At 61.5% G+C, this 15,591-nt stretch carries 19 protein-coding genes and 1 riboswitch; of the genes, 10 read left to right on the top strand and 9 right to left on the bottom strand.

Annotation, left to right across the window (positions count from 1 at the left end):
* Nucleotides 1-232: 232 nt before the first annotated feature.
* Nucleotides 233-571, bottom strand: a complete 339-nt coding sequence (locus QM694_RS19335) for a DUF1491 family protein (RefSeq protein WP_415008536.1) — start codon at nt 569-571, stop codon at nt 233-235.
* 6 nt (nt 572-577) lie between these two features.
* Nucleotides 578-1,228, bottom strand: coding sequence for a peptidoglycan-binding protein (locus tag QM694_RS19330; protein WP_415008535.1), 651 nt, complete (start codon nt 1,226-1,228; stop codon nt 578-580).
* Nucleotides 1,229-1,414: 186 nt separating this feature from the next.
* Between QM694_RS19330 and QM694_RS19325 the strand changes: the two genes are divergently transcribed.
* Both QM694_RS19325 and QM694_RS19320 read left to right on the top strand, forming a co-directional pair.
* A complete protein-coding gene (locus tag QM694_RS19325; RefSeq protein ID WP_415008534.1) occupies nt 1,415-1,828 on the top strand; it encodes a DUF5330 domain-containing protein in 414 nt (137 codons plus the stop codon).
* A 33-nt stretch (nt 1,829-1,861) separates the two neighbouring features.
* A complete protein-coding gene (locus QM694_RS19320) occupies nt 1,862-2,308 on the top strand; it encodes a SufE family protein (RefSeq protein WP_415008533.1) in 447 nt (148 codons plus the stop codon).
* Here the strand turns inward: QM694_RS19320 and QM694_RS19315 are convergent.
* The 5 genes from QM694_RS19315 to QM694_RS19295 all read right to left on the bottom strand — a co-directional run bounded on the left by QM694_RS19315 (nt 2,272) and on the right by QM694_RS19295 (nt 6,647).
* Nucleotides 2,272-3,054: a DUF6456 domain-containing protein gene (locus tag QM694_RS19315; protein ID WP_415008532.1), complete on the bottom strand. Its 783-nt coding sequence runs from the start codon at nt 3,052-3,054 to the stop codon at nt 2,272-2,274. The two genes, QM694_RS19320 and QM694_RS19315, sit on opposite strands and share 37 nt — an antisense overlap.
* Before the next feature lie 73 nt (nt 3,055-3,127).
* A complete protein-coding gene (locus tag QM694_RS19310) occupies nt 3,128-3,589 on the bottom strand; it encodes a PAS domain-containing protein (RefSeq protein ID WP_415008531.1) in 462 nt (153 codons plus the stop codon).
* Between the two features lie 159 nt (nt 3,590-3,748).
* Entirely contained in the window at nt 3,749-4,147 is a 399-nt protein-coding gene (locus QM694_RS19305; RefSeq protein ID WP_415008530.1) for a MucR family transcriptional regulator, read from the bottom strand.
* A 66-nt stretch (nt 4,148-4,213) separates the two neighbouring features.
* Nucleotides 4,214-5,317 carry a DUF2336 domain-containing protein gene (locus QM694_RS19300; protein WP_415008529.1) on the bottom strand — a complete coding sequence of 368 codons (1,104 nt, stop codon included), beginning with the start codon at nt 5,315-5,317 and terminating at the stop codon, nt 4,214-4,216.
* Nucleotides 5,241-6,647 carry a hypothetical protein gene (locus tag QM694_RS19295; protein ID WP_415008528.1) on the bottom strand — a complete coding sequence of 469 codons (1,407 nt, stop codon included), beginning with the start codon at nt 6,645-6,647 and terminating at the stop codon, nt 5,241-5,243. Before QM694_RS19295 ends, QM694_RS19300 begins: the two co-directional genes overlap by 77 nt.
* A 212-nt stretch (nt 6,648-6,859) precedes the next feature.
* On the opposite strand from QM694_RS19295, the gene msrB reads away from it, so the two are divergent.
* Together msrB and QM694_RS19285 are read left to right on the top strand one after the other, a co-directional pair.
* A complete protein-coding gene (gene msrB, locus QM694_RS19290; RefSeq protein ID WP_415008527.1) occupies nt 6,860-7,255 on the top strand; it encodes a peptide-methionine (R)-S-oxide reductase MsrB in 396 nt (131 codons plus the stop codon).
* A gap of 5 nt (nt 7,256-7,260) precedes the next feature.
* Entirely contained in the window at nt 7,261-9,345 is a 2,085-nt protein-coding gene (locus QM694_RS19285; protein WP_415008526.1) for a S9 family peptidase, read from the top strand.
* A 1-nt stretch (nt 9,346) separates the two neighbouring features.
* On the opposite strand, the gene QM694_RS19280 is transcribed toward QM694_RS19285, so the two are convergent.
* Nucleotides 9,347-9,910: a histidine phosphatase family protein gene (locus QM694_RS19280; RefSeq protein ID WP_415008525.1), complete on the bottom strand. Its 564-nt coding sequence runs from the start codon at nt 9,908-9,910 to the stop codon at nt 9,347-9,349.
* Nucleotides 9,911-9,937: 27 nt separating this feature from the next.
* Nucleotides 9,938-10,076, top strand: a riboswitch (cobalamin riboswitch).
* Nucleotides 10,077-10,106: 30 nt separating this feature from the next.
* Between QM694_RS19280 and QM694_RS19275 the strand changes: the two genes are divergently transcribed.
* From QM694_RS19275 to QM694_RS19255, 5 genes are all read left to right on the top strand, one after another.
* Nucleotides 10,107-10,313, top strand: a complete 207-nt coding sequence (locus QM694_RS19275; RefSeq protein ID WP_415008524.1) for a CbtB domain-containing protein — start codon at nt 10,107-10,109, stop codon at nt 10,311-10,313.
* 14 nt (nt 10,314-10,327) lie between these two features.
* On the top strand, nt 10,328-11,068 hold the full coding sequence (locus QM694_RS19270; protein WP_415008523.1) for a CbtA family protein: 741 nt from the start codon (nt 10,328-10,330) through the stop codon (nt 11,066-11,068).
* A gap of 72 nt (nt 11,069-11,140) precedes the next feature.
* Nucleotides 11,141-11,692 carry a hydrolase gene (locus tag QM694_RS19265; protein ID WP_415008522.1) on the top strand — a complete coding sequence of 184 codons (552 nt, stop codon included), beginning with the start codon at nt 11,141-11,143 and terminating at the stop codon, nt 11,690-11,692.
* 66 nt (nt 11,693-11,758) lie between these two features.
* Nucleotides 11,759-12,937, top strand: coding sequence for an acyl-CoA dehydrogenase (locus tag QM694_RS19260; RefSeq protein WP_415008521.1), 1,179 nt, complete (start codon nt 11,759-11,761; stop codon nt 12,935-12,937).
* Nucleotides 12,934-14,022, top strand: coding sequence for a hypothetical protein (locus QM694_RS19255; RefSeq protein WP_415008520.1), 1,089 nt, complete (start codon nt 12,934-12,936; stop codon nt 14,020-14,022). The genes QM694_RS19260 and QM694_RS19255 overlap by 4 nt, the downstream gene beginning before the upstream one ends.
* Here the strand turns inward: QM694_RS19255 and QM694_RS19250 are convergent, their stop codons facing one another.
* Nucleotides 14,023-14,766, bottom strand: coding sequence for a cupin domain-containing protein (locus QM694_RS19250; RefSeq protein ID WP_415008519.1), 744 nt, complete (start codon nt 14,764-14,766; stop codon nt 14,023-14,025).
* Nucleotides 14,767-14,908: 142 nt separating this feature from the next.
* Between QM694_RS19250 and QM694_RS19245 the strand changes: the two genes are divergently transcribed.
* A complete protein-coding gene (locus tag QM694_RS19245; protein ID WP_415008518.1) occupies nt 14,909-15,508 on the top strand; it encodes a superoxide dismutase in 600 nt (199 codons plus the stop codon).
* Nucleotides 15,509-15,591: the final 83 nt, after the last annotated feature.

Genomic DNA, 15,591 nt, shown 5'->3' with positions numbered 1-15,591 from the left:
TCAGCGAGGCTCATGCTCTCGCGCTCGATCCGCACGCCCGGAAAAATAATCACTTCAGCCGAAGCTTCGCCCTGAGCCCGGCCTGTTTTGCCGGTGCGGTCCATCGGGAACTCAATCACAGCAGCCATCGCATCACTCTCGATTCCGTCCGCCCACCGCGGAACATGGCGAGAATTAACGCGCGTTTATCTTAAAACTTTCCTAAGCCTGTGCGCCAAAGCGGATTCAATCTTCACATCTTTGAAAGCGTGAGGCCGCCAAGGCCGGTGCGGTCTTCGATTTCGACGACCCAGATATCAGGATCAACCTTTCGCCGCCGCGCCAGAAGCGTATCGATTGATTCCTGATTCGCCGGGAATGGAATCTCTTCAATCCACAGCCTTTCCCCATCTTCGCTGAAGGTGGAGCCAGGCGGCGCTCCGAGAAAATGAAACGTGCCATCGAGATGATTGACGATCACATAGATCGCGCCTGCTTCTTCAGCACCCTTCTTCAGGACGGCGCCAAAATGGCCTTCCGCCTGCCCCCTGCGGAGAAAGGCCGCCACCCAGATGGCGCTCTTCAGGCGCATGGGCGATCAGTTCGACGAAATATCGGACTGGCCAGAAAGTTTTGAAAGTTCGGCGAGAAGATCCGGGGTGATCTTGCCGGTCTCGGCGAGGCCGCGGTCATGCTGGAACTTGGTGATGGCGCCCTTGGTCTGGTCATTCATCTTGCCATCGATCACGCCGGGGCTATAGGCAAGTTCGGCAAGGCCTGTCTGCACACGGCGTATCTGGGCGCGCGCTTCGGCATCGGGATCAGGCTCGACGCTGCCGGTGAAGATCGAAGCCTCGGCCACCTCGCGGGTATAGCGGATGTGATCGGCAAGATCGGGCGTGGGTTCGCCCGTCACCGTCAGGCCGTTGGCCTGTTGATAGGCCTGGATCGCCTGTTTGGTGCGCTTGCCGGTGACGCCATCGATATCGCCCTTGTAGTAACCTGAGGCGAGAAGCTGGCGCTGCACCTCTTCCACCACGGGATCGTATTTGAGCTGGATCGTCGTGCCGCTGGCGGCAGCGACATTCTGCGGATTATTGCCCTGCGCAACATCGGTGATGCCAGACTTTCCGCCCTGCAGCCAGAGCGTATTGTAAAGCACGCCCGTGCTGATCACCCCGATCGCGGCCCAGGCGAAAACAGTGGCCAGTTTCCACCGCCTTGGCTCGTCATCATACTCTTCGCGCATCGGAGAATTCCAAACTCGACCCACACCGCCGGGAAGGCAGAGATTGCAGCAGACGCGGTTAACACCGCCTTTCCGAACCATCGCTGGACGGGAATTAAGAGAGTGTTAACGAGATCATTAAATTTAGAGTCGACTCCCACCCCCCGTTTTCATCCTGCAGCAAGTGCAATCCTGTAAATCCGGGGCATGCGTATCATTCGGACCATCATACTTCTCACCGGGATCGGCGTTCTGCTGCCGTCTCCGCCTGAGACGGCCCATGGCCCGGACCAGGAGCAGGAGCAGGCTGATGTGAGCGCGCCCAGCGTGATCGGCAGCGCCACCATGGCCTTTGCCGATGTCACGTCCTTCTGCGGCCGCCAGCCCGGCGTATGTCAGACGGCGGGATATGTGGCGGGCAAGCTCGAGGCCAAGGCCAAATACAGCGTGAAGCTGATTTACGAGTGGGCTTCCGAATCGGCGGGCGATCCGCAGCCCCCACTGGGCAATCAAGCCAGCGCCGGTGATTCTGCGGCAAAGGTGGCTACTGACGATGGCCAATCCACCCTGAAGCCCGACGATCTCATTCCCGCCTGGCGCGCCCCGCCCAAGAAGAGTTGAGCCCAGGGCCATTCCCCCCTATCTGTGGCGGCGATGGACATTGACGATCTCAAAGCCGATTTTGAACTGCTTGAGGATTGGGAAGACCGCTACCGCCATGTGATCGAACTTGGCCGGGGCCTCGCACCCTATCCGGAAGACAAACGCGATTCCGCGCATAAGGTGATGGGCTGCGCCAGCCAAGTCTGGCTCACCTCCGATGTGTCCGGCCCTGCATCCGATCCGGTTCTCACCTTCACCGGCGACAGCGATGCGCTGATCGTGAAAGGCCTCATCGCCATTGCGCTGATCATCTATTCGGGAAAACCGGCGCGCCAAATTCTGTCCACTGATGCGGGCGTGCTGCTGCGCGAGCTGGGCCTCTCCGAACACCTCACGCAGCAGCGGTCTAATGGATTCGCCTCGATGATTACCCGCATCAAGAGCGACGCGCTGGCAGCCCTTCAGGCCTCGCCAGGCGAAGGGATGGCGGGCCGGTAATCCGCCGCGCCCCAATGGCCAAAGGGCTGCTTGCGGCGTGCCTGCTTGAGAAAGCCGTAGTGGCGCGCCAGCGCGGTGAGGGCCAGTCCCAGCACCGCCTTGCCGCTTCGCTGCGGCAATTCGAGCACGCGCTCGGCCTGCTCGATCCCGGCGGAGAGGCAGCAGACTTGCACGAGAATGCTCGCCAGTTCCGGCCCCACCACATCGAGCGCCCGCTGCAACGCCTCGCGGGCCGAAAGCGCGCTGTCGGAGAGATCGGCAGCCGCGTTCCGCCCCGGCCGCCCCGCCGCGGCCGACATGTCCCAATTGGCGGTCACACGAGCGCCAAGGCATCCCCGCTCATAGTCGGCGCGCAGTTTTTCACCGGCCATGAACTGCTCCGCCGAAATCAGCGCGCGGCCTGCCCTGTCCTTGCGCGCCCGCAGCCAGGCGAGCGGGCTTTCGGCGGCGTTGATCTCCGGCATCCGGATTTCCGACACCGCAGGCGGCCGCTGGTCGCCGAAGCTCCCGCTTCGCGCCATGCGCTGCCGCAGCGGCTCAAGCCCGCCACCCTTGCGCGGCACCAGATGGCCCTTCGCCACAAGTTCTGTGACGGCTGCTGACAGAATCCTGTCAACCGGGCGGGCATAGTCATTGCGGCGCACATAGACGCACCACTCGGTACCCCGTTCGATCACGTAGCCTTCTCCCGCCAGAAGGCGGTCGAGCAGGCGGGCAGCGGAGCCGGGATCGGGGATGTGGGTCATGCGGCACTTCTCCTTGTTTCCAACAAGACTACCGCAAGGGAATATAGGAATCAAGTCCTATTATATTTTCGTATCAAGCCATTGCTTGTGACATCAGCGATTCGTCTTCCGCCGCTGACTGGAAATAATCCAGGCAGAGCAGCATGCCTACGCCGCTGTGGCGGTCGCGGCTGAGCGGCAATTTCAGCCAGTATTGCACCAGATGTTCCTTGTTCACGCGGGGGCCGCGCACGATGCCCTGCGTGGGCTTGCCCTCCTCGATGGTGCGGCGGAAAGCGGCGACCCAGTAGTCGCGCTTGTCGCCCAGATCCAGCTCGTCAACCTCGAGCCCGGTGATTTCACGGTCATACACATCGCGCAACCTCGTTCCCGCGAGGCGCACACGGCATCCGCCGGTTTCAGACTGAACATCGATCAGGCTGATATTGGGAAGAAGCCTCGGGATATGGCCGGGGTGAATGTCGCTCCGGTCCGGCATGGCGCGGCCTGCGGCCTTGCTGATCCAGTAGTCATAGAGCTGGCGCTGCTCGGGCACGACAAGTTGCGCCCTGAAAGCGATATTTGTTGTTCCCGCCGACACTTTTCCCCGCCGTCCGCGAATCAGGGGTTCGTTCCCCGTTGGGGTTTTATGAATTGGCGTTAACGGTTCCGCAAGAGTCCGCAAGGGGAACAGACTTGATTCGTATACGGAGCATCAGCCGGAGCGTTTCTGGCCCAGCCCCATGCGCCGCGCCAGCTTGGAGCGCGCCGCCGCGTAATGCGGCGCCACCATGGGATAATCCGCCGGCAGACCCCATTTCTCGCGGTATTGGTCAGGCGTGAGATTATAATGCGTGCGCAGGTGGCGCTTGAGGGATTTGAACTTTTTTCCGTCCTCGAGGCAGATGATATAGTCGGAGGTCACGGACTTCTTGATGCTCACGGGCGGCCGGCTTTCAGCTTCCGCTAGTGGCGCGCCGGCCATTGCGGCATCCAGCGCGCGCACTGTGTCGGCAATCAGTCGCGGCAGATCGGCTTGCGGCACCGTGTTGTGGCCGACATAGGCCGCCACGATCTGGGCCGCGAGTTCCACAGACCTGTTCTTGCCATCCATGACTGAAGACCACCCCCCTCGCGACTCGTTCCTGCCTGAATATCGCGAGGGTGCGGCGGGCGCAGCTTAATTCTGGGGGGCGTAGGGTCCGGCCTTCTGCACGAACCAGTCCCAATAGGTCAGCAGGATGCGGGACTTGTTAAACGACAGCGTGTCGAAAATACCTTCCAGCTCGGCCAGCGAACGCCCGGGGCGCAGGATGCTGAACGCGCCATCGCGCAGCCGCTCCAGCGCGGGCCCGAATTTGCTGCGCGGGAACCCCATGGCCTTGAGCGCGACAGTGATCGATTCACCTTCCGCGTCGGACAGGATGCGGCGGGCCGTGGCGTGGCTGATGCGGCCCATGCCGGCCATCATGGCGGCCGCCAGCTCCAGATCGCCATCAACGATCACGTCGATCAGTTCGTCCAGCTTTTCCTTGGCCGGGAACTTGGCTTCGCCGCTGCTCTGCCCCGCCAGCGTGATCTTGAGAATGCGGTTGAGGTTCTCGGAGTCGGTGAGGAAGCGCGAGAAGATGAAGCGGCGCAGTTCCGGCGGCACGAACCAGAAGAGCTCAAAGGCGACGGTGGCGGGAAGGTCGGGCCTTGTGGTGAGCGGCGCCAGCAGCGCGTTGTGGCGGCTTGCAAGATCGGCGAGCGTATAAAAAGCCTCATGCGAGAAAGACGCGCCGGGATTGCGGATGAGCGTCAGCAGCACCGATGCATCGCCGATTTCAATCAGGTGATCGCACATCAGGGGTGACAGCACACGGCGGCGTGCGATCATGCGGCGCTTGGGGGAATCGCCTTCATTGGCCGCCGTCATCAGATCCTGATCGGTGATGTGCATGCAGCGCTCGACCAGCGGAGCCACCACTTCCGCACGGGGATCGCGGATAAGCCGCGCCACCAGCAGGGGCGGCGGGCTTTCCATGATCGCGATGCGCTCCACCACTGCGACAAGTTGCTTCACGGGGATTCGGGGCACCATGCGGAGCAGCGTATCGGCGGCGAGCGCGCGTTCCTGCGGCAGGGCCGTGCCGACACCGGACGACATCAGATCGATGAGAGAAATGGCCAGTTCGCCAGATGCCTCGTCGGCCTCGGGAGTTTCCTCAAGAGGCCGCTCCGGGAAGCCAGCGATCGGGCGCGACCCGGCACCAAGGGCTTCCGGCCTGGCTGGCTTGCGCAAGAGCTGTGAATTCGGGTCCGAGCCGTTCCGCCAAGACCTGAGCAATCGGCTCATCTGCGACGGAGGGCGGAAGGCTTTCCGGCAGGGGCGCTGTGAAATGCAGGCCGTCCGCGTCGTCTTCTTCAAGCTGCGCCGCGATTTCCCGCAGAAAGGCCGCGCGCTCCGCGGCCGTGGGCTTGGCGTAGATGGCGTCGACGACCGACTTCATCATCGAGTCGCGGAGTTTTTCGGTGAGCGGCGTGGTAAGTTTGGGAGAAAGCTGGGTGTCCGGCGTTTCGGCAGGCGTATTCGAAAACAGCGGCTTGAAAGGCTCGGCACTCGCCTGAACGTCTTCTTCGGCGGCTTCGCCCGCCAGCGTGTGCCCGGGCTCGAAATCCTGCTGTTCGCCCGGCTCCACACGCTCGATGGGCGGCTCCCCATCGGCATTATCTTCGGCCTCCTGGCTCAGAGACCGAAACTCGGGCAATGCCATGGTTTCAGGCTGCAGTTCGAAAGCTTCATGGGGATCAGACCCGTCCCGCACGGGTTCTGCGGCGGCGTCATCGACAGCCCATTCCGGCTCTTCAGGCGGAGGGACCACTGGGGCTGCAGCCTCCGGTTCGAAATCCGGTTCCGCTTCTTCTTCCGCGGGAGCGGGTGCTGTGTGCAGATTTGCTGTTTCCGGTGACTCCGGCTCATCGAAGACCGGCACGTCTTCAGCGCCGCCATCAAGCCCCTGCAACTCCGCGAGGAAATCGAAATCGGCCGTTCCTTCGTCTGCAGACTGCCATTCGGAAATACCCGGAAGCGCATCGTCCTCTTCTGCCCCGGATTCCACAAGATCGGGCGCGGCGAGGGCTTCGGAGACTGGCGCGTCGGGCTCGAGGCTGGCGATAGCAGGTTCAACTTCCGCTTCCGCGTCAAACGGGGCGGCCTCCTGTTGCGGAATGTCCTCGATGGCTTGGGGCTCCGCCGCCAGCGGTTGCCAGGGTGAGAGAGGCGCAAAAACCGGGAGGACCACATCCGGCAGTGGCGGGGCCTGCTCCTCCGCCAGCGATTCGTGAAGCTGCGGCAAAGGATCGGGCGTGAGGATCGCGGGCTCTGCAGTGCCGGGGTCCGGAACCACGGCCTCCCCAGCATCGAGTTGTTCGATGACAGGTTCAGGTTCCACGAACAGTTCTGGAATGGCGGGGAGCGGTTCCTGCGGCTCATCCTTGCGGAGGAGGGCGGTGAGCGCGCGGAAAGAAGTGGCGGTGATGCGTTTCCGGGCCTTGGCTGTGGCGCCAAACGCAAGCATGGCGGAGCCAGGGAGGCCGGCTTCGTCGTGAACCTTGCTGTCGGGATCCGTCATGGCGTCGCGCAAAAAATATCCTCCACCAACAAGACATGAAGGGGAAGGCTGTAAAACTCTTTAAGTTCACCGGTTTGCCCGGTAACCATGCCACATTGGCTGGGCTTATGGTTAAAGGCTGGTAAACCGTGGCTCGCCAAAGCGTGACTTCCGCGGGCTTCCCAAGACCGGCCCGATCCCCCATCTTGGGGGCTGAAACAGGGACATGACTCATGGACAAGACGAAAAAGACCGATGCCGAGTGGAAGAAGGAGCTTTCACCCGAGGCCTACCACGTGCTGCGCGAACACGGCACGGAGCGGGCGGGAACCAGCCCGCTCAACCATGAACATCGCGAGGGCACGTTTTATTGCGCGGGTTGCGGCAAGCCATTGTTCGCATCCGATACCAAATTTGATGCGGGATGCGGCTGGCCGAGTTTCTATGAAACAGCCTCAGAGGATGCGGTGGAGACGAAAATCGACCGCTCGCATTTCATGACCCGCACGGAAGTGCTGTGCGCCGATTGCGGCGGCCATCTGGGCCATGTCTTTCCCGATGGGCCGGAGCCCACAGGCCTCCGCTATTGCATGAATGGCGTGGCCCTCAACTTCAAGCCCAAGGCATAAGACCCATGGACAAGCCCACTGTGACGCCGCCCCTGGCGGAGAAGCGCCCCCATGCCGAGACGCAGCACGGCATCACCCGCAGCGACGACTATCACTGGCTGAAAGCGGAAAACTGGCAGGAGGTGATGCATGATCCTTCCGTCCTCCCCGCCGATATCCGGAGCTTTCTCGACGGCGAGAATGCCTATCACGAGGCTGTTATGGCCGATACGGCTTCCCTTCAGGAAAAGCTCTTCGCGGAGATGAAAGGCCGCATCAAGGAGGATGATTCTTCGGTGCCGGCGCCAGATGGTCCGTACTCGTATTATTCGTCCTATGTGACTGGGGCGCAGCATCCGCGCTTCCTGCGCAAGAAACGCGACATGACAGGGTCGGAGCAGCTTCTGCTCGACGGCAACAAGGAAGCAGAGGGCCTGGAATATTTCCAGATCGGCGGCCTCACCATGTCGCCCGATCACAGCCTGATGGCCTGGAGCTTCGACGGCAACGGCTCGGAATTCTATGAGCTGAAGGTGCGCGATGCCGCTTCGGGCGCTGAACGATCCGATATTCTTGAGAATACCGCAGGCGGCGCGACATGGGCTGCGGATGGCAAGAGCTTCTTCTACACGCTGCAGGATGAAAACCACCGGCCGCTCAAGACCTATCACCACGTTCTCGGCCAGCCGCAATCGGCGGACAGGCTGGTCTATGAGGAAAAGGACACAGGTCTCTTCACGGGCGTGGGCAAGACCTCATCCGACAAGTTCATCGTGATCGACATTCACGATCACGATACATCCGAATTGTGGGTCATCGACGCGGCGCGGCCCAACGATGGGCCCCGGCTGATCGCGCCCCGCGAGAAAGGCATCGAGTACGATCTCGAACACTGGGCTGACCGTTTCATCTTCAAGACCAATCGCGGCGGGGCGGAGGACTATAAAATCGTCTCGGCGCCGGTGAGCGACCCATCGCCCCAAAACTGGACCGACCTGATCCCGCACCGCCCCGGCTGCTTCATCGTCTCGATGTTCATGCTGAAGAACTGGATGGTGCGCATGGAGCGCGAGAACGCGCTGCCCCGCATCGTGGTGCGCGACATGACGACGGGCGATGAACATGTGATTGCCTTCGAGGAAGAGGCCTATTCGCTCGGCTTCGGCGAGATGCGGGAGTTTGATACCGACATCCTGCGTTTCACCTATTCCTCCATGACGACACCGGCCTCGGTCTTCGATTACAACATGCGCGACCGCACGCGCGTGCTGAAGAAGACGCAGGAGGTGCCGAGCGGGCATGATCCCAAAAACTATGTGACGCGCCGCATTCAGGCGCCCGCCCATGACGGCGAGTCGATTCCGGTCACACTGCTGTACCGGAAGACCGCGAAACTCGATGGCTCGGAGCCCGTGTGGCTTTATGGCTATGGCTCCTATGGCATTTCGATTCCGGCCGGCTTCAACACCAATATTCTTTCGCTCGTGGATCGCGGCTTTATCTACGCCATCGCCCATATCAGGGGCGGGCAGGAAAAGGGCCGCGGCTGGTATCTCAACGGCAAGCTGGCGAAGAAGACCAACACGTTCCGCGATTTCATTTCAGCGGGCGAGCATCTTGTGAAGGAGGGCTTCACGCGGCGCGGCCATATCGTGGCGCAGGGCGGTTCGGCGGGCGGCATGCTGATGGGCGCTGTCGCCAACATGGCGCCGGACCTGTTTCGCGGCATCGTCGCGGAAGTGCCTTTCGTGGATGTGCTGAACACCATGCTCGACGACACGCTGCCGCTCACCCCGCCGGAATGGCCGGAGTGGGGAAACCCCATTGCCGACAAGGCAGCCTATGACACCATCGCGGCTTATTCTCCTTACGACAATGTGGAGGCCAAGGCCTATCCGCATCTTCTCGCGGTGGGCGGCCTCACCGATCCGCGCGTGACCTATTGGGAACCTGCAAAATGGGTGGCGAAGCTCCGTGAACGGAAGATTGGCGACAGTCTGCTGCTGCTCAAGACCAACATGGGCGCGGGGCACGGCGGCGCATCAGGGCGTTTTGACCGGCTGAAGGAAGTGGCCTTCGTCTATGCCTTCGGGCTGAAGGTGGCGGACTGACTTAAAGTTCCAGAAGGCCGCGGCCGAGCGCACGGAGCGCCCAGCGGCGGCCATCATGGCGGAGGTCCGTCTCCGTGAGTGGGGCGATGTCGATTCGCCAGAAGGCCTCGAAGGGCGTAGACAGGACGCCCCCGATGCAGGCCCGGATGAAGGCGGCTGATGTGACGGCGATCACGGCCCCGTGGCCCTCGGCCATTGTATTCAGCCAATCGCCCGCGCGGGCGATGAAGTTTCCCAGGCTCTCGCCGCCATGGCCTGCGAAATCCGGGTCGCTCAACCAGCGGGCCAAATCCTCCGGCGCGATGTTGGCGAGGCCTTGGCCTGCCCAGCGGCCAACGTCCATGTCCTGCAAAGCCGGTTCAACAGTGCCGGAAAGCCCCAGAAGAGTGGCAGTTTCCTGCGCGGCACGGCTGGGGCTGACAAGAACCTGAGCGTATCCCTGCTTGACTGGCCCGGGGCGGTGTTTCCGGAGCGCCAGTTCCTCCAGCGGGTCATCGGCGGGAAAGGCGCTGACCCGGGTGGCTGCCGTGGCTCCCTGGCAGATCAATGTGAGACGTCTTGTCATGTTCTTGGCCCGTCCGGCGCCCCCGCCCTTCGTTGACAGTGCGGCTGATGTTCAATACTGTCCTGCTCATTACTGTTTGGGGAAGCCGGTGAAAAGCCGGCACGGTCGCGCCACTGTAACCGGGTTCATCCCGAAAGTCAGACCCTCAACCCGTATGAAGTTGCTGAAACAGGACGCGTCATCCTAGGAGATCATCATGTCCACTGCCGTATTGGCCCCCGCCCGCCCCATTCCCATCCCCGTGGGCGCCATTTTGCCCTGGGCGATCTTTGCCGGGCTCATCTGTCTGCTGGCCATCTATTTCGTGGGCGCCGAGGAAGGCGCAACCTCGATGATCCAGGGCATGTATGTGCACGAATTCGTGCATGATGCGCGCCACCTGCTCGGCTTCCCCTGTCACTAGAGGGGTGAACGCACATGGTTGGATCTCTTCTGCTCCGCGGCATGATCGTGGGGCTTCTCGCAGGTATTCTGGTGTTCGCATTTGCGCGGACCTTCGGCGAGCCGATGGTTGACCGGGCCATCGCCTTCGAGGAACAGGAAAGTGCGGCGAAGGGCGAAGCGCCCGAACCTGAACTCATCAGCCGCGCCACTCAGGCAAGTGTCGGCCTCGCTACTGGCGCCCTGTTCTTCTCAACGGCGGCGGGCGGCATCTTCGCGCTGGTCTTCGCCTATGTGTATGGCCGCATGGGAACGCTGGGCGCGCGCGCCACATCGGCGCTTCTGGCGCTGGCCGCTTTCGTTTCGATCGTGCTGGTGCCGCAGATCAAATATCCGGCCAATCCTCCGGCGGTCGGCAATCCCGATACGATCGGCGCCCGGACGGAACTGTTCTTCATTATGATCGTGCTATCCATTGCGGCCCTGTGCCTTGCAGTGGGCCTGGCACGGCGGCTGTGGGCGCAACATGGCGGCTGGAATGCCTGCATGATCAGCGCCATCGCCTTCATCGTGGTGATCGCGGTGATCCAGCTGCTTCTGCCCACGGTCAATGAAGTACCGGATAATTTCTCGGCGGTCGTGCTCTGGCGGTTCCGAATCGTGTCCATCGGCATGCATGTCATCCTCTGGACAATGCTGGGTTTCGTGTTCGGCGCGCTGGCGGAAAAGGCCCTGGAAGGCGGCTCGCAGCGTAGACTTGCTTACGCGGCGCGCTGAAATCTGTTTCAGTCAAAAAGAAAGCCTGCCCCAAAGGGCAGGCTTTTTTATTCTTTTCCGGGGATGTTCCGTATGCTGATCAATGCCCTAAAATCCTTCCTCCTGCTGATCGACATGCAGGAGAAGCTGCTGCCCGCCATGGCAAACGCGCAGGAGGCGGAGCATCGCTGCGGCATTCTTCTCGAGGCGGCGAAGACTCTCGATGTGCCGGTCATGACCTCGGAGCAATATCCCAAGGGCCTGGGCCATACGGTCCCCTCACTCCAGGACAAGCTCGGCAATGCGCCGGTGTTTGAAAAGTCCGCATTTTCCTGCTGGCGCGATGAGGCGATGAAAGCCGCATTGATCGCGCAGCATGAAGGTGGGCGGCCGCAGGCCATCATGGCAGGAATCGAATCGCATGTCTGCGTGCTGCAAACGGCTGTCGATCTCGCACAATCGGGCTTCGCCGTCTATGCGGTGGCCGATGCCATGAGTTCGCGCGCAGTTTCCTCCATCCCCCTGGCGCATGACCGGATGCGGCAGGAAGGGGTTGAGATCGTCAGCACCGAAATGGCGGTGTTCGAATTGCTGGGCCGCGCCGGAACGCCCGCCTTCAAGGCACTTTCGGCCCTCATCCGGTAGGGGCTTCCGCCATTTGACTTTTGCGCGGCAGTTTGGCTCATAGGCCCCGACGCGAAGGAGTATGCGATGGCAACCGCCGAATTCAACTGGGAAGACCCACTCGACCTCGAAAGCAGCCTCACCGACGAGGAGCGGATGATCCGCGATTCCGCCCGTTCCTTCGCGCAGGACAAGCTGATGCCGCGCGTCAAATCCGCCTTCCGCGACGAACGCTTCGACCGCGACATCATGAACGAGATGGGCGACATGGGCTTTCTCGGCGTGATGACAGGAGCCGAGCATGGCGGCTCCGGCCTCGGCTATGTGGCTTACGGGCTGGTGGCGCGCGAGGTGGAGCGGGTTGATTCCGGCTACCGTTCGGCGATGAGCGTCCAGAACTCGCTCGTCATGCATCCGATCGAGGCCTATGGCAGCGCCGAGCAGAAGAAGAAATATTTGCCGAAGCTCGCCACCGGCGAATGGGTGGGCTGTTTCGGCCTGACCGAGCCTGATGCCGGCTCCGATCCGGGGGGCATGAAGACCAAGGCGGTGAAGACAGCCGGCGGTTACTTGCTGAATGGCACCAAGATGTGGATTTCAAACTCGCCCATTGCAGACGTGGCGGTGGTGTGGGGCAAGACCGAAGACGGGGTGATCCGCGGCTTCCTCGTCGACCGTGGCATGAAGGGGTTTTCGACTCCCAAGATCGAGGGCAAGATTTCGCTCCGCGCCTCGGTGACGGGCGAGATCGTGCTCGACAATGTGGAAGTGCCCGAAAGCGCGCTGCTGCCTAATGCCAAGGGCCTCGGCGGCCCGTTCGGCTGCCTCAACAAGGCGCGCTTCGGCATTGCCTGGGGTGTCATGGGAGCGGCGGAGGATTGCTGGTTCCGGGCGCGGCAATACACGCTCGACCGCAAGCAGTTCGGAAAGCCCCTGGCCGCCAACCAGCTGGTGCAGAAGAAGCTGGCGGACATGCAGACGGAGATCGCGCTGGGGCTTCACGGCTGCCTGGCGCTGGGCCGGGCGCTGGAGCGCGGCACGGGCGCGCCGCCCGCCATTTCGCTGATGAAGCGCAACAATTGCGGCAAGGCGCTGGACGTGGCCCGCGCGGCTCGCGACATGCACGGCGGCAACGGCATCTCGGAAGAATATCACGTGATCCGCCACATGGTGAACCTCGAGACGGTGAACACCTATGAGGGCACGCATGACGTTCACGCCCTGATCCTCGGCCGCGCGCAAACGGGGCTGCAGGCGTTTCAGTGAAGGCAATCCGCCGCCGCCTTTTGGAGTTGGCCATCTCGTTAATGGCCTTCACCGGAACTGCGGCGGCTGCTGCTCCACCCGATTTGTCGCCGCTCCGAGTCGGAGAGAGCGTGGAGATCAAGGGATTTCACAAGACGCCTGACACTGTTCAATCGCTCCCCGCACTCCAGTTTTGCAAAGCAAAGCCATATCCGCAGAACTGTGATAATCTGCTGTTTCGCTTCGTGCGATTTACCGATCAGAGTTATTTTCTGTTGGTGAGCGAATCCAGTTTCACGACATCAACGCGGCTTTACGTTTCCACGGACGGCGGCCTTCAACCCGTCTTCCTAACAACCGGAACACCGGGGAGCGGATTTCAGGCGGATGACATTCTCGGCGGCGTCAGCTTTGATGTTGATCAGCAGACGCTCGAGATAAGCTGGTTTCTCGATCATTGCGGAGCCGATACGCCATGGCAGCCTGTGTATCACTATGCTCTGGAGGGCACGAAGTTCAACCTTGTGCGCATTGATGAAAGCCAGTGCCTGAGTCACGAGACGCGGCCCTTGTGGCGTGCCGGAGCATCAGCAAAGCCTGCAAGCGACTGGCCTCAACCTCGGCGCGGGCAGGTTCTCGAATTTACGGGGAGCAAAAACATTCCCGCTTCCATCCGCTCGGTGCCGGGGACATTGGCTGGAAATTGCGCGGATGAGAAAGACAGCGACAATAAGATTTACAATCCGGCACTGGCATATTTTGAGACATCCGGCGGCAGGACTTTCGCGCTCTTGGAGTGTGAGGGAATGCACGGCGGATTCACAAATGTTTTTGAAAGGACCGACGAAGGCGTGATCCGCCACTCTTTTGCCGACAGTTTCGATGACGGATTTTTTGCTTCGGACTATCTGGGTGAGACCGGAATTGTCGATCCCGCCTCCGGCGAAATCTCATCGTTCCAGCTGGAAGGGGCATGCGGCGAGACCGGGCAGGATTTCCTGAAGACATACCGCCTCTCGCCGGACGGATTTGCCCTTGTCAAATTTGAAGGCAGGCGCTGTCTTGGCGGACCGTGGCATGTGATCTGGGAATTGCAGAAGCGCTGATCACGCCTTCGGCTGGAAGATGCAGTAAATCTTCTTGAGGGTGCCTTCGCTCTTCCAGGCGTTGGGCGTGCCAAGCGGCACGAAGAAGGTGTCACCGGCCTTGAAGCTTTGCTTTTCACCCTTGTCGTCGGTGAAGGTGACGGAGCCTTGGAGCAGATGCATCAGCTCGTGGCGGGTGAAATCGATGAGCTTCCGCTCATAGCCCGTGGTCTGCCACACGCCCACCGTGAACTGGCCTGACGGATCGGTATAGACCTCGCGCGTGTGCTGGGTGGGCACAGGCGAATTGAGCATCGCGGCGGGCGGCGGGGCCGAGGGTGCGAGCGGCGCTTTGGTATCCACGATGATGGTTCCGGCGGAGGCATCCACCGTCTCCGGCCCGTCAAAGATGACGAAGAATTTTTTCACATGGCCGGGTTGCGTCCACCGGCAACGGAGGCCCTTGGGGATGATGAAGCTCTGCCCGGCCCTGATGGTGACGCTGCGCTTTTCCTCGACGATCACCACTTCGCCTTCGAGCACCTGCATGAACTCGGTGACGGGATAGTCCATCCAGCGGCTTTCGTTCGCGCCCTGCTCCCAGATGCCGGCGCTCAGGCCCCGCGCCTTGTCGTCCAGCCAGAGATGACCGTTCTGCTTGCGGGTGCCGCTGGTGATGTCTTCGGCGGGAAAATCATCCCACGCCTCCAGCTTGGCGGAGGCGGAGAACGGAATGATGCGGGGTTTCGTCGGGTTGGCGTCCATGGCGGCAGTCTAGCGCAGGAAATTCCGAAAGCAAGGCGGGCCGGAACTGCGGGGCCGCCATGCGCGTTCACTTATGTTCACTCGGTTGCACTGCAGCCGTCTTGGCCCTAAAAAGCCTTTCCCAAGTTTGAGGAGAAAAACAATGGCTCTGGAACTGCCCGCCCTGCCCTACGCCTATGACGCGCTTGGCCCCTATATGTCGAAGGAAACGCTGGAGTTTCACCACGACAAGCATCACCAGGCCTATGTGACCAACGGCAACAATCTGCTGAAGGACAGCCCGCTCAAGGACAAGTCCATCGAGGAGATCTGCAAGATCGCCTTCCAGGAAAAGAACGCCGGCCTCGTGAACAATGTGGGCCAGCACTATAACCACCTGCATTTCTGGAACTGGATGAAACCCAATGGCGGCGGCAAGAAGCTGCCGGGCGCGCTCGAAAAAGCGATCACCGCCGATCTGGGCGGCTACGACAAGATGCGCACCGATTTCGTGCAGGCCGGCGTCACGCAGTTCGGCTCCGGCTGGTGCTGGATCGCGGTGAAGGACGGCAAACTCGTCATCATGAAGACGCCCAACGGCGAAAACCCGCTGATGCACGGCGCGCAGCCCATCCTTGGCTGCGACGTGTGGGAGCACAGCTATTACATAGACTACCGGAACCTCCGGCAGAAATATCTCGAAGCCTTCGTCGACAGCCTGGTGAACTGGGACCACGTCGAATCCCTGCGCGTGAGCGCCTGAGCGTTCGCTAGCATGTAACGCATCTCCACGGGCCGGGGCGGACAAGCCGTTCCGGCCCGGTTTTATTCGAGGGAACAGTTTTG

Origin of the sequence: Aestuariivirga sp. (assembly GCF_047602625.1) — a bacterium.
Classification (GTDB): Bacteria; Pseudomonadota; Alphaproteobacteria; order Rhizobiales; family Aestuariivirgaceae; genus Aestuariivirga.
This window is presented reverse-complemented; position numbering and strand designations above follow the sequence as displayed.